Origin of the sequence: Pseudoalteromonas umbrosa (assembly GCF_030125375.1) — a bacterium.
Classification (GTDB): Bacteria; Pseudomonadota; Gammaproteobacteria; order Enterobacterales; family Alteromonadaceae; genus Pseudoalteromonas; species Pseudoalteromonas umbrosa.
Window position 1 is genome coordinate 617,522 of the sequence record NZ_JASJUU010000001.1, and the last position, 14,175, is coordinate 631,696.

The following is a 14,175-nucleotide window of genomic DNA, read 5'->3' on the forward strand; positions in this document are numbered from 1 at the left end:
TCATAAAAAAATCTCAAGCGCAACAGTTTTGTATCTATAATGTAAACTTTATGGTGTTTTTCATTGTTTAGTCTGACTGTGTTGCAATTGCTGCAATCTCAATCAGCATGTTTTTCAGCCAGTTTAGACCGGGATCTAAATTGAAAGCTCGATGCCATGCCATATACAAGCGATAAGGTGGTAAAGCGATTGGAGGAGAATAAATATTAACTAGCGCCTTATCATTGGGCGAAATAGACAGCGTTGGAACCGTTGCTATCAAGTCACTAGTTGCTACTAGGCTGACAGCCTGCATGAGATGGGGAGTAATGGCTGCAATGTGTCTTTTGGCATTAATTTTATTCAACTCAATATCTAAACTTCCATATTCTTGACCCCAAGGTGATATCAAAATGTGGCTTGCTTGCAAATAACAAGCAACGGAAAGCTCATTGCTAATGAGTGGGTGGCTTTTACGTGAAATTACGCGGTAATCACCGCTCAATAACATTTTATGTTCAATATCGGCGCTAAGGTCATCAGCGTGATTGAAGGTTAAAACGAGATCGATTTCATTGATTGCCAAAGCGCAGTGAGGCAGCTCCGACTCCAAATCAACCACTTTAATTTTTATGTTAGAGCGTAAGGCACAAAGCTTGGCAATTAAAGGGTATACAAAAAGCTTTGTGATGAAATCTGTGGTTGCTATGGTGAATTGTCGCTCAGAGGTTGCGACATCGAATTTATCTAAACTACTGGCTACTTGGTTAAGCAATGCAACACCTTGTTGCGCAAGCGGCTGGATCATGAGTGCTTTTTTCGTTGGTTTCATCTCTCCTTGTTGGCGCACAAATAAGGGATCATCAAATGCAACTCTAAGTCGTTTTAACGCATGGCTCATTGCTGATTGGCTCAAATTGAGTAACTCAGAAGCGCCGGACACACTGCGAGTTTGATATAAGGCGTCTAAAACAAGCCATAAATTTTGGTCAAATTGTCTTAAGTTCATAGTATGTATACTGCTCATGTTAATCTGAAAAATGTACATTTGATTCATGGTGGTTGGCAACCTATTCTTTGTAACAGCAAATAAGTGAGTAGATTATGAAGAATAAAAATGTGATTAATTTTGCGCAAAAACTGTCATTAATTAATGATTATTGGTCACCCAAAGTGGTGGCACAAATGAACGACTATCAATTTAAACTTGTGAAAGTCTCTGGCGAATTTACTTGGCATCAACATGACGATACAGATGAAGTGTTTGTCGTCATAGAAGGGGAGTTAGATATTCATTTTAGAGATAGAGTTGAGCACTTAAGTTGCGGAGAAATGTATGTGGTCAAGAAAGGCCTAGAACATAAGCCTGTCGCGATGAAGGAGTGCCATATATTAATTATTGAACCAAAAGGGGTAATTAATACAGGAGATGCCGGAGGTGAATTAACCGCGGACAATGATGTTTGGATATAGCTGCTTAGTTAAAATAAGATTTATAAAAATAGATGATCATAGCTAATTTAAACTATTTACCCCCTAAATTGGTGATTTTACCTCTACTAACTAAACTATCTAAATAGAGTTTTGATAGTTTCCACCAAAGCATAAAACAAAGTTGATGCAGGGTTTTATGTGTTAGTAGAGGTTGGGTCTGGCAATGCTTAGACGGTTATCAATTAAACAAAAAATTATCATGGGCTTTGGTGCTATTGGTGGCTTACTGATCATCGCATGTACACTGGCCTATGTTGCTCTATCTCACATCAGCGATTCAAACAAGCAAGTGCGTGAAGTCACACTGCCCAGTCAGCACGCGGTTGAAGCACTTAAATTGCAAGAATTAAGGTTGGCAATGCAAGTAGCACAAACCTTCAATATGCAAACACATGATGCAGTGACCAACGCTTCTTTTCAAATTCAATCTACTTTACAGCAAAGACATGAACTGACGAATCAATTAAACTCAAAATTGGCACATGCACCTGAATTAAAAGCCTTCCTCGTAAAAACAGAAAAGAATATGTCTAAGCTTGAGCAAGCTGTAAATGAGATGTTGTCGCTTAAATTATCGCTGATTAATACTCAAAACAGCCTTAACTTAACACTCCAAAAGTTAATAAGTAACAGACAAAAAGCCAGTGACGCTATGTTGAGCATTGAGTTAGTTGAAGATGCGCCACAAGTGCAGTTAGAAGAAATGATAGGGACGGGGTTTCGTATTGATGATGCATTGTTCACCTTAGAGAATAACATCCAGCAAATTATTAACTTGCCAGAAGAAAAAATAGAATCGCACAAAAGTGACGTGTCTTTCATCATCAAGGACATTGAAAATAATTTTGTTTTTTTGCAGCGTCAATCACAAGGGGTAGATATTGGCGGGGTGATTTCTGAATTTAGTGCTGCGTTAGAGCTGCTAAATCAGCTGTTAGTCAGCCCAGGTGAAGCCTATGATTTGCTGAATGAGAGGGCGAGGCTTGAAACAGAAGTTGTGGTGAAGTACCGAGAAGCTGAAAGTTACTCTCAAAGTGTGCTTAATTCACTCAGTGAAATGAGAGATAAAACCAAACTGTCTTTAACTATGTCGCAGCAATCTACTGAGGAGCTAATCAAGAATGCTAAGACGGGTAGTATCTTAGTGGTTTTAACTCTGGTTGGGCTAGCAATTATCATTGCGACATCGACTAGCAGGGCAATGTTGATACCCTTGTTATCAGTTAATAAAGTATTGAACTATCTCGCTGTCGGTGACTTTTCCCTTGATATCAAAAAACGCAGTGATGATGAATTTGGCAACTTGGTCGATAACATCAAAAAAGTACAAACGAGTTTGAGTGAACTTCTTCATGACGTTAATCTTAAAATTAGTGAACTAAACGCATTTTCTGAAAAATCATTGCAAGAGAACAATGGCCTTGCAGGGCGCTCTTCATCTCAAATGGTACGCATGGACGATGCGACTAGCTTGGCGCAAGCGGTTTCTAAATCCGCTGTGCAAGTTTCACTGAGCGCGAAGCAAAGTTTGGATAGCCTGATGCAGGCAAATGAGTTTGGCGCACAAGCCTCGAATGTGGTGGTAGACAACCAATCTCATATTCAGTCGCTAGAGAATAAAATGAATCAGGCTGTTGAGGTCATGTCTAGCTTAAGTGAACACAGCGCCAATATAGGAACTATATTAGATACAATCGTCTCGATTGCAGAGCAGACTAATTTACTTGCTTTAAATGCAGCAATAGAAGCGGCAAGAGCTGGAGAGCAGGGTAGGGGGTTCGCAGTCGTTGCTGATGAAGTTCGTACTTTGGCTTCAAGGACTCAGGATTCTACAGAAGAGATCAATAAGATGATTTCATCTTTACAGCATGATACAAAACGCGCAGCCGAGGTCATCAATAGTGGGCAGGCTGATGTATCTGAATGTGTAGCGCAAATAAAAGTGCTTGCAATGGATATTGATCAGATAAGTAATTCATTAGTCGAAGTTAATGACTTAAGTAAGCAAGTGGCAGAATATGCGCACTTGCAAGAAGAAGATTGCCAGCGTATCGAAACAGTGATGTTAGAAGCCAAAGAAGTGGCGAGCTGCAATGTGTCATCGACAAAAGCGTTGGCAAAAGATGCTGAATCTTTGACGAATCTAGCGCGGTTTCTAGCTCAGCTGGTGGCGCGTTTTAAACTATGAATATTTATCAACTTTTAATCGCTTATGTGTAAATTAATTAACCTAACGAAGTGATCATATCGATATAAACCTAATCATTAACGGTAACTGTAATTAAACTGCGCTATTTTTATACGAATTCCGAGGCTTAGTAATCTGTTTCTGGATAGCTTAGCTATCTATTTTTGATTACCTTTGAAGACTGAAAAGCATCTCATTACTTTAAGCTTGACAGTCTTTTTCAAAGCAAATAATTACGACTTTGCTTGTCTGAGCATAGGGTAAATAGTAGGAGAGTTACCTGCAGAAACTTCCCCTAGGACTTTAAATCCAAAACCCTCATAAAAGCTAATATTTCTTGCATTAGTGGATTCTAGGTAAGCTATTTGCTTTTCAGAGTCTATTTTTGATAATGTGTGGAGCATCAACTTAGTTCCTAGCCCTTGATTCTGAAGGTTTGGCAAAACACCTATTACAGGTAGGTACCAACACTCTCCCGGATGGTAAGCATCAAATTGTTCAAATATGCTAAAAAGAGCTTCGCTAGTTTCTTTAGATTGAACGGTATTGGAAATAGCATCAATGATCGCATGTTCATTAAGTTCCACGTTAGGTTTAACCCATGCTGAAACCGCGTTAAGAGAATCATCAGTATAGAAACTACCATTGTCGTAGCTTTGTTGGGTAAAAGCCCTAGCAAATATTGGGTAAGCTTCCAGTCGAGCACTTTCGGTAGGGTACATCCAACTCCATACTGGGTCAGCCATAAATGCTTCTGTAATGGTGTTGATAGCTTGAGAAAATTCGTTTTCACTTTTGAGTGTTTTTATGTTCATTTAGATATTTTCCATATTCTATGATCAATGTCTTTTGACTGAAGGGTTTTAGTATGATTCGGTAATAAAGCTTCCCAGGCTCTGCTAACTTTTAAGTAACGCTCATAATATGCCTTACATTCATCAAAATTTGATTCTATAAGCTGAGTTATAATATCTTTGTTTGCGTCAACTCTATAGTTGGCGACATCCAGCTTTTTATTTTTGTCCTCAAATAGCTCATGAATTGTATAATCTGCCGGGTAATTCGTTGAGTATATCGGGGCCCAAACTATTGGGCCAAAGCTGTTTGCAAGTAACAAGTTTCCAGTATTAAAGTTAACTCGGATTGAATGACCAACTATACAATCAGAGCTATCATCTAATTCATTTTGCCAAGTCTGTAAGTTTAAGACGACATTTTTCCCACTAATATTGAGAACATGGTTCAAATGATTATCGCCTAAATTAGTAGTTGATATAACGTTTATATCATCTAAACCAACTAACTTCTCAATAATGTCTAGGGTTGAGAAAAGGGTTCTTGAATTAGCGCTTACTTCGATTAGTTGAACTTCTGAATATTTAGAAATATTTTCAAAGCTTGCAATAAATTTTTTTATAGGAACCGTACTAGTGAAATGTGTATTTAATAAAAAAGGAATTTTATGTTTATTTGATAGCGAGATTATTGATTCTAAATTATGGGTTTTTATTGGATGCTCTAATATAAAAGGTATTTTAGAATCAAATAAAGCTTTTGATAGCTTAGTATTAACATCATCGTTAGTAGCTAAAATGGCCAAATTACTTTCTGATATGGCTTCTTCGAAATTTTTGTAAAGAGGTATTGAAAACTTTTTTGAAACTTGCTGCGACTTTTGGCTTCCTCTAGCAAATAAGTTGACAACTTTGCAGTTTTCTATATTACAAGTTGCGGGGATGTAAGTTTCCCCATAATTGCTACCACATAGTGTTATTAATGTCTCATTTTTCATTATAAATATAACTCCAAAGGGTTTAATTCGCCTTCTTTGTGTGCATATTCTAGCCATCCCATACTCAACGGAGTTTGATATAATCGATTGGTTCTATATCTAGGCCAAAAGTGACATAGTCCGGGAGTAATGACCTTGACAGTTTTAAGTGGAAGATGCTTCCTAGAGTAATCAAGTACGCAAGTTTCTACACCAATTTTAGCCAAACATTCGACAACCAAATTAATTGCTTCTTTAATATTGTTGCCAGAGTAGCTTAGTTTTTTATTAACACGTCGATTTGCATGGGGTTGCAAATAGGGGAGGTAGCGTATTTTGTTGAAATCAAAAGGGCCAGTTACTTTGTCTTTAATGGTAACAAGTTGATACAACTCAGTTATGGCACGTGTGGCAGCAATTGCCGTATCAAAGTGAGCTCCAAATCCAAGACTAATTTCACGCGTATATTTATTCTGTGCCACTGCGACTACTGTACATATAGTAGTATCGTTGGTAACGTCTAGGAGCCAATAGTCCCACTCTTCGCCCAATGCATTATCAACTAAATGTCGAGTTTCTGGAGACAATATGGACTGGCTAATGCTAGGCACAGCAACTTGGTTGTACCACCATATAGATACAGCATCACGCTCAATTACTTCAAAAAGGCCTTGTAAAATCGCTTCTTCAATAGAAGAGCCACAGGCATTACCATTGTGGCAGTACATAGAATATTTGTCATTTTCAAACGGTGTATTACCAAAACAAAATGTGGTTGGCATGTAAACGAATTCAGACTTTGTAAGTGACCATACTTTAGTCCAATTTATTTTGTCATTTTTATCGTAAGGTTTTACCCATTGTGGTGCAGTTTTACTAGGCCCGTCCGCTAATGCAAACTCTTCCATTTGTATGTCGCTAAACTCACATAAGTCAGCTGGCAAATAATATCTTAGATCAAGTTCCGATGTTGAACTCAAATAAATTTTTTCGTTGTTATAAAATTGACCTGCTTTGCGTTCAAATGCTTCACCAATTGCACTACATTTTGATTGTAGCTGTCCGCTTCCTTTTCCAAGTGAAAGTTCAACAAAGGAATCCTCATTTGGCAGTTGCTTCCCATTATAATTAAGGTAATACGCAGATCTATAGATTTTTAAATCTTCATTTTGTGAAATTTCTTCGAGCTCAGAGATAAATCCCGTAATTGGATTTACAAAAGGCATTACCCTATCTAATGTTTCGTTTCTAGATATTGAACGGTAACCTCCATCTGTATTATCTACAAAATATATATCTGAGAGAATTACCTTCCGAGGGGAGAGCTTTTCACCATGCTCGGAGCACAAGAAGTTTAAGTTAACATCGAGAAGTTCAATAGTTGGTTCACTATACCTATTTAAGTATAAATTCCGACTTTCTGAAAAATAACTATCTATAATTTTAAAAATAGCACTGTTTTCATAGGTTGGGATTTTGATATCAGTGCCAATTTTTGTTCTCAACCAGTTAATTACTGGGGTTGAATTATTTAATGAGTGAGTAAAGCACTCGTAACATGCGGAGCCTCGCTCATTCTTAAAGTAAGGTGAAATAAAACAATTGGAGCCGTAGGGAACAATTATTGAAAAGCCTTGACCTTTCTCTTCAAGGTGACGAACAATTCTCTTAACATCAGAGGACTGTACGTCAGTGGCGATAATAAATCTCCAATTTGGGTCAGGGTTTAGATCACTTACTTTGTTGGCAATTTCATTCTGAAATGAACAGTCCTTTTTCAAGTAAAACTCTGACGTCCCTATTTTTTTGTTAATAAAATCGTCAGGTATTAATTGGTAGTCTAAGTGGTTTTCTCCTAGTAAACCTTTTTCTTCAAGTTCTTCTAATGTTCTTATTTTTTGTATTTGAGAATCAAAATCATTGTCTAACATTGCAAACTCTGCGGGAGTATGCTTTTTTAAAATTGCTTCATTTACATTAATGAATGCATCTGAATCAATACTAAAATATTCATCACTAGAAACGAAAATTGCGCCAAAGTTTTCGATTTTATATATCGAAAACTTTGGATTCCAGTTCATTATATTCATATGTTAAAGGTTTATGAACAAGAGAATGGATAAGCAGGGCCTGTCGCATTATACCTAGCTAGCGCCATTGTGACACTGCTGATGTCTTTTTGATCAGGTGTATGGGGGACTTCAATTGTTGTCAAGTTTAGTATTGACATGTTGTTATCATATACAGAGCTTAAATCGTCAAGCTTATATGTATCAACATCTGGTGATAATAGCCTAATATTAAATACCCAAGGACATTCGTAATCAAAATGCTGCATAAAAATTGCTTTTAGTTCGTTATCATACTTTAGATTGAAAGCATGTAGTTCAGCAACTTTCTCATGAGATACAAACGAGGATAAGATATAATTTAGCTCATGAATGCTCGATACCGAATCCAATCCACAAAGAAGAGAAGTTTCATTTTTCATTCTTTGTGCATAATCCAACTTATCTCTTAAATCTTCATTCTCCCATAAGATAGAGATCATTTTCATTAATACAGCACCAAAGCCCAAGAAAGTATTTTGAGATAGGCCTAAGTCATAATCATTACCACTTGGGTTTGTTTGAAGGTTTTTACCTGTATAAACTTCTAATGTTGTGTCATCAAATTTAGGAGTGAATGGTTTCTCATTTAATGATATTTTAAACTTTCTATCATTATAAAAGCTATTTACAGAACGTTCTATAACTTCATTATTTTCAGAAGCTACATCAATTGAAACTAGGTCACTAGTTTTACCAAAAAAGCTAGGGAAATTTTGATAATATTGAGTTAATATCTCAGCCTTATCAAACTCATAATTAAACTCTTCATAATTTTGATCATTACCCGCTAGCTCTTGCGATTTAATATTTGAAGGAATAGAGATATAAAGTGCTTCCGTATTTGGCTTGGTCCATTGGTTATCGCCGTAATAGTTCCATCTGGCTGTAGGCTTTATAATTTGAATTCCAAAGTTTGCAAATGGCGTATATTCCTTGAAAGCGCAAAAAAAGTATCTCTGAATATTTAGGGGATTTAATGACTCAATAAAACCTCTTAAATGCCCATTTTTCTTTATAAGCGAGATAAGTTTAGTTAAACGTTCATTGCTCATTTGGGTGATAGACTTATTAAACTCTCTCAAGTTATAGCCTATCTTTTCATCTAAGTGTCGTAGAGTCCTATTAATTAAAGTGTTTCTTAATTCTTTCTCTATTTCTTGCTTTTCGATAATACTAACTAACTCAGCACGAGAAAAAGACTTAGATTGTGTAGTAAAATTTTCAAGTTCGCTTTTTAATTTATTTAATGTACTAGTCCATCCATGAGCTTGGCCTATTGATAAAAGACTTTCCAGAACGTCAAACAGTTCGCTTTTTTCGACTCTGTTAATTTTATCTATAAAGTCATAGTAAATTTTGCCTTCGCTAGAGTGCTCTGTCTCTGATACCTTTTTTGATTCACTTTTCCATATTTCGGACACTGTTCTCATGAACAAAAATCTAAGTTTCACTAACTCTTGATCTAAGTTATAGTTTGTCTCACAATTCTTTAAATTATCTTTCATTATTTTTTATCTCCTTTTTGATCATTTCACAGTGTAAAGTAGCATGCTGATTTACAAAACTTTCGAAGCTATTACTTTTAAACATAGATTCATTTTCTATTAACTTGTTTAATAATATTTCGTAATAATAGAGTTTTGAATCGTAGTAGTGTTGATTGAATCTATTTGCCAATGTAACTAGTTGAATTAACTTATCTCTTGCTTCGGTATATTTACCTTGTTTTATCAAGGTTTCTATATAATGGGATTGGTAATGGTATATAGAGAAATTGCTGTTATTCTCAATAAGCTTTTTAAAGCATAGCTCCATGTTTTCGGTCGAGTTATTTGCCCAATCACTTTGCATTAAACAATAGTACTCATAAATTGGAAGTTTATATTTTTTTACTAACTCAATAATTTTTATTGATAATTTTCTACAACGCTCTTTATCTCGTGCATTTATGTGCACCTCATTTCTATACATCCAGGCTATGCCTAAGGTAGGAGGGTGCTCCAGCTTTGTAGCTTTATCGACTGCGATGTCACTCATGGCATAAGCATTCTCGAAGTCATTAAGCTGTGAATATGTCTGTGCTAACAATGAGCGGCAGAAGACCTCAACATCAAAACCGTATGTACTTTCATGTCGTTCAATCGAGTAGTTGTCGAAAATTTCTATAGATTTTTTTGAAAGCTCTACAACGTTTAAGAAGCACCCTTGTTGTCCAACAGAAAATTCGTAGAATGCAGCAGCACAGTAAAAACAAGCCTTATGTATCGGTTTCAGAGCATTTATATTGCTCTGCATCCTATTTAAAATGGACGGCATTTCCTGAGCTTGACCAGATACTACACAATTGAAGACCATCCACCATAGGTAAGTGTTCAGTTCATCATCCATTTTAAGGTTTTCATACAGAGTGATTAGTTTATTTGTGTAATCTAATACTTCTTTAGACGCCCATCCTTTGGTGCTCATATGCGCATTTATTAGAACTGTATAGGCAGTTATTTTATATTTATTATTATCAACTTGGTGATTAAGTAAGCCTTCGAGTGGCATGAGAATAGCAATAGCTTCATGCGCAGCATGTTTGTGGTAAGCTTTTTCAGCAGCAGCAACACCGTACTCTATTGCTTTATCCTTATCATTGGCAAGTCTAAAGTGTTCTGAAATTACTGCCAGTGAGTCTTCGCTCTGTGCTTTTTGTGACACAAATGCCTGCGCAACTTTGTTGTGCATTTGAGCTTTAGAGCTGTTTGTTATGCTTTTATATGCTGCGTCTCTGACTAACGCATGCTTAAAAATGTACGTATCTCTATGAACTCGCCTTTGGCGTATTACAAGGTCGCGAGATATTAGCTCATTTAAGTCATTTTGGATCTGTTGTTCACTCAAGGAGGAAGCTTGAGCAATTAATTCATATTCAAATTCCCTGCCAATGGTTGCGGCTAGTTGAGCAGTTTCTTTTGCATGAATTAAAGTATCCAGCTTTTGTTGAAGAGACTCTCTCAAGCTAGAAGGGACTTGGTCTAGGTTATGTGGTGTCGTAAATTCAACTTTGCCGCTAACTTGTTGTATCAACGCTTTTTGTTTTAGCATACCAACAAGTTCTTCTATGAATAGCGGTATGCCGTCCGTGCGTGATACTAATACATCAACTACCTGTTCTGATACTTCTAAGTTGTCGAAAAGCGTTTTTATAAATGACTGAGTTGAAGCTGTAGACAGCTTTTTGATTTTTATTTCTCTGGGAGATAATTTTGATATCGCGCTTGGGGCTGAATTTCTGGAGCTACTGAATATAACATCAGAACTACCCAATGAAGTTGATAGGAAACATATAAACTCTATCGTTGTGCTGTCAGCCCAATGAATATCTTCAATGATGAAAAGCTTTTTCTCGCTGAGACTATGTTCAGTAGAGGTTAATAGTGCAGCAAGCCCGTGGAAGAGCAGTTCCTTTTGAGCTTCAGGGGGCAAAGTTGATGGCGCAATATCTATTAAGTCAACATTTAGCCAAACTAAAACAATGGGAAGTACTTTGTCTACGTCTATGTTTTCACTTTTCTTTTCTAAGCCTTTCGTCAACAGTGTTGAGATTAGGTTAGCGTTTAAATGGTTTGCATTGAACAGGAATTTTATGAGATTTAAAATTGGATAAAGGGCATTATGTTCATGTTCAGGTAAACATTGTGCCACTAAATGTTGATACTTTACAGCATGACTTCTTATCTCTTGTAACAAACGAGATTTTCCAATACCGGCTTCTCCACAGATATGAGAAATACTTGTTTTATTACTTATCTCAAATAGTGAAGATAGAGCTAACTTTAATTCGTTTTCTCTGCCCACAAGTTCATAATTGTTGCGAGTTCCTCGCATAAAGCCAAATGCCTCAACTTGTCGTTCACCTTTCAAGCCGAAAACAGGCTCAGGCTTAGGGGACTGACCAAGCTTCAAGTCGACAAAATATTCAAACTCACTATATGGGTCTAGAATTGAGCGGGCGTCAGCGCTGCAAAGTATCTGTTTTTCTTTTGCTGTTCTAGCTAGAGTCATTGCCGCGTTAGCAACATTGCCATCTGGTACTGAACTAGCGTATGTAACAAATATTCCTGTGTGTATGCCTAAGTGAACATTGAGTTGGGCACCGTGCGCTTCTTTAATGAGTGCATTTCTTTTAGTCAAATCACTCACAATCTCTAGGGCGCTTCGCGCGCTTAAACGAGTATCGTTATCACTTGCGTTAGGGTAACCAAAATAAAACAATGATGTATCGGCCACACTCCCAACATGGTAGGCCCCAAATCTGATAGCAATATCAATACAATGATTTCTTTGTGATTTAAATAACGTATCGAGTACTTCTAAATCGTGTTCACGATCGTCAGTAAAGGTCGTGCTGAAGCGCAACGCCAATACCGTTATTTGTTTGCGCTCTGTTAAAGCCGTATAGTTGATCTGTTGATTTAATGTGTCACTGTCATTTCGCATGACAATTGTTTCATCATCTGCCAACGCTTGTGGATTATCTGTAAGTATGCCAACCAAGTTAGAAACATTAATCGTTTTAAGTTCATTAAACGCTTCTTCACCTGTGATCACACGTTCAATGGCACTTTTATTTAACACTCTACGTAAAAGCCCTGACAAAGGGTGGCCGAGCAATGCGCTAGGCATTGGGATATGGGCATCACTCAATTGTTTGTGATAAATAGAAGCAACACTAGTACCATTCATTGCTGGCGTGCCGGTAAGGCATTCCAAATAGACTAAGCCCCAAACGTATAAATCAGTTTTGGTTGTAGCTGGTTCGCCTCGCAATTGCTCAGGTGCGCTATATGAAGGGGTTCCCAGCGTTTCTTGCGTGAGCGTTAATGTACGAAAATCTGCTTGGCGGCTATCGTTAGTGAGCGTACCAATACCAAAATCAAGAATTTTTGCATGCAGCTTAGCGCCGGTTTTGCTCAACATGATGTTGGCAGGTTTTATATCCCTATGCACAATGCCTTTACTGTGTGCGTGAATAAGCGCATCTAGCACTTGAGACATAATGTCAGTTGCTTCAGGGGCACTAAATGGCCCTTCTAATAAGAGGTGCTCACGCAAAGAACGACCTTCGACAAACTCGAATACCCCGTAGAGTAAGTCGTCATTTATTTGGCCTTGGTCGAGTAATCGGACAATATTAGGGTGCTGCAATTGGCTACTTAGTGATGTCTCTCGTTTGAATCGCTCAATGTATCTTTGTTTTTTTTGTTCTTCACAGTGCGGTTCTATAGCGAGGAATTTGATAGCGACCATTTGGCCGGTACTTTTTTGTTTGGCTTTGAATACTTTACCGAAGCCGCCTTCACCAATTTTATCGAGTAACTCGTAATATGAGGACTCAAAGCTGTCGAGTATGTATGAATCAGAAAATTGCGTTAATGACATAATAGTAATGAGCTTCTCTAAATTAATATCCGTTTATGGCATATATATGTTACTAATTTATACATTAGCGATAAATTGCTAATGTATAAATCCGATATCCACATTATAACTACTGTTAACACTAAAACCAGAATTATTCGATAATCGGTATAATTCGATTTGGTATGTTAATTTTTAGGTTGAAAAGTGCGTAAAAACAAATGTGTGAAACGCATACTATCCTAATTTTTGCAATTTACTTTCATCGATATAGCTTGAGATATTAGTGCTAAGATTCAAGAGAGTAAATACAGGTGTAATAAAGTGTAATATTTGATTGAAAATGAATCAATGCTATATGTAAGGCTTGCATCTAATCTTTATAGGCTTTGAAAGGCCCATGAAATATAGGCTTTATTCAATGTATAAGCCCAAAATACATGCTTCTAAAATGCTCTGAATGTTTTTTGAGGCTTTGCTATGGTCAGTAGTGGTAATTAAGTGATTATTGATATAATTGATATTAATGAAAAAGTTGGTTTTTTACATTTATATGTTAAATATGCAGCTCCCTGTTGAAAATATTGCATAAATAAAGGCGGTTTTTAGCTGAGTTAGTTAAGCAATGGCCTTTATCAAGATACTCATGTCAGTAATACCAGCCTCTTTCATTGCGTCTTTTACATTTTCTATTGTTTCAAAATATTGCAATTGCAATTGCATGAAATATTGATTTCTTGAGTCATAATAGGCTTTTTGCGCTTCGTCATCATGATCTGTTGTGGCATTAAGTTCAGCTACTTCTTGTTTGACCAGATCTAGCTCTTCTTTCATTTCCTCTAATCGTTCTAGCATTCTTCGAATGTGGTCTGGAATGTCGCCATACTTGTCTTCTGCTTTTTCTCTTGCTTCTCGGCCAGACAGCTTTTCTTTTTCTTTATCTGAGAGTTTATGAGTGCCTTCTAGTTCAGAAGTATCGTCAGTTTTTTCGGCAGTGTTGCCATCGCTTTTGTCTACTTCAGAGGTCTTTTTATTCTCTTCTTGTGTTTTTTGCTCTATGTACCTAGCTTTCTCATTAATCTCTTTTATGGCCTGATAGCCAGATGCAGAGTTCGCTTCATGTATAACAATCATCATAAAATCCTTGGTATTACATTACCTAAAAAACAATTTGAACCAGAAGTACAAGCATTTATCGGCATATACATGATAAACATTAATACATT

The 14,175-nt window shown here is 36.8% G+C and carries 9 protein-coding genes; 2 read left to right on the forward strand and 7 right to left on the reverse strand.

Annotated elements, in window-relative coordinates; all coding sequences use genetic code 11:
- Nucleotides 1-67: 67 nt before the first annotated feature.
- Nucleotides 68-988 (reverse strand): LysR family transcriptional regulator, encoded by a 921-nt coding sequence (locus tag QNM16_RS02665; protein WP_284019044.1) that lies wholly within the window; start codon nt 986-988, stop codon nt 68-70.
- A 95-nt stretch (nt 989-1,083) separates the two neighbouring features.
- Between QNM16_RS02665 and QNM16_RS02670 the strand changes: the two genes are divergently transcribed.
- Both QNM16_RS02670 and QNM16_RS02675 read left to right on the forward strand, forming a co-directional pair.
- Nucleotides 1,084-1,452 carry a cupin domain-containing protein gene (locus QNM16_RS02670; RefSeq protein ID WP_284019045.1) on the forward strand — a complete coding sequence of 123 codons (369 nt, stop codon included), beginning with the start codon at nt 1,084-1,086 and terminating at the stop codon, nt 1,450-1,452.
- A gap of 184 nt (nt 1,453-1,636) precedes the next feature.
- A complete protein-coding gene (locus QNM16_RS02675; RefSeq protein ID WP_284019046.1) occupies nt 1,637-3,661 on the forward strand; it encodes a methyl-accepting chemotaxis protein in 2,025 nt (674 codons plus the stop codon).
- A 233-nt stretch (nt 3,662-3,894) separates the two neighbouring features.
- Here the strand turns inward: QNM16_RS02675 and QNM16_RS02680 are convergent, their stop codons facing one another.
- From QNM16_RS02680 to QNM16_RS02705, 6 genes are all read right to left on the reverse strand, one after another.
- Entirely contained in the window at nt 3,895-4,476 is a 582-nt protein-coding gene (locus QNM16_RS02680) for a GNAT family N-acetyltransferase (protein WP_284019047.1), read from the reverse strand.
- Nucleotides 4,473-5,453 (reverse strand): Gfo/Idh/MocA family oxidoreductase, encoded by a 981-nt coding sequence (locus QNM16_RS02685; protein WP_284019048.1) that lies wholly within the window; start codon nt 5,451-5,453, stop codon nt 4,473-4,475. The genes QNM16_RS02680 and QNM16_RS02685 overlap by 4 nt, the downstream gene beginning before the upstream one ends.
- Nucleotides 5,453-7,513, reverse strand: coding sequence for a YcaO-like family protein (locus QNM16_RS02690; protein WP_284019049.1), 2,061 nt, complete (start codon nt 7,511-7,513; stop codon nt 5,453-5,455). The genes QNM16_RS02685 and QNM16_RS02690 overlap by 1 nt, the downstream gene beginning before the upstream one ends.
- Before the next feature lie 20 nt (nt 7,514-7,533).
- The gene (locus tag QNM16_RS02695) at nt 7,534-9,048 is read right to left on the reverse strand and encodes a hypothetical protein (protein ID WP_284019050.1); all 1,515 of its coding nucleotides are present in this window, start codon (nt 9,046-9,048) and stop codon (nt 7,534-7,536) included.
- Nucleotides 9,038-12,970 carry a TOMM system kinase/cyclase fusion protein gene (locus tag QNM16_RS02700; protein WP_284019051.1) on the reverse strand — a complete coding sequence of 1,311 codons (3,933 nt, stop codon included), beginning with the start codon at nt 12,968-12,970 and terminating at the stop codon, nt 9,038-9,040. The genes QNM16_RS02695 and QNM16_RS02700 overlap by 11 nt, the downstream gene beginning before the upstream one ends.
- A gap of 597 nt (nt 12,971-13,567) precedes the next feature.
- Nucleotides 13,568-14,086 (reverse strand): hypothetical protein, encoded by a 519-nt coding sequence (locus tag QNM16_RS02705; protein ID WP_284019052.1) that lies wholly within the window; start codon nt 14,084-14,086, stop codon nt 13,568-13,570.
- Between the last annotated feature and the right edge of the window lie 89 nt (nt 14,087-14,175).

Coding starts and splice junctions, on each gene's coding strand:
- QNM16_RS02690 (WP_284019049.1), bottom strand. CDS start 7,513: ATGAACTGGAATCCAAAGTTTTCGATATATAAAATCGAAAACTTTGGC.
- QNM16_RS02705 (WP_284019052.1), bottom strand. CDS start 14,086: ATGATGATTGTTATACATGAAGCGAACTCTGCATCTGGCTATCAGGCC.
- QNM16_RS02680 (WP_284019047.1), bottom strand. CDS start 4,476: ATGAACATAAAAACACTCAAAAGTGAAAACGAATTTTCTCAAGCTATC.
- QNM16_RS02675 (WP_284019046.1), top strand. CDS start 1,637: ATGCTTAGACGGTTATCAATTAAACAAAAAATTATCATGGGCTTTGGT.
- QNM16_RS02670 (WP_284019045.1), top strand. CDS start 1,084: ATGAAGAATAAAAATGTGATTAATTTTGCGCAAAAACTGTCATTAATT.
- QNM16_RS02685 (WP_284019048.1), bottom strand. CDS start 5,453: ATGAAAAATGAGACATTAATAACACTATGTGGTAGCAATTATGGGGAA.
- QNM16_RS02700 (WP_284019051.1), bottom strand. CDS start 12,970: ATGTCATTAACGCAATTTTCTGATTCATACATACTCGACAGCTTTGAG.
- QNM16_RS02695 (WP_284019050.1), bottom strand. CDS start 9,048: ATGAAAGATAATTTAAAGAATTGTGAGACAAACTATAACTTAGATCAA.
- QNM16_RS02665 (WP_284019044.1), bottom strand. CDS start 988: ATGAACTTAAGACAATTTGACCAAAATTTATGGCTTGTTTTAGACGCC.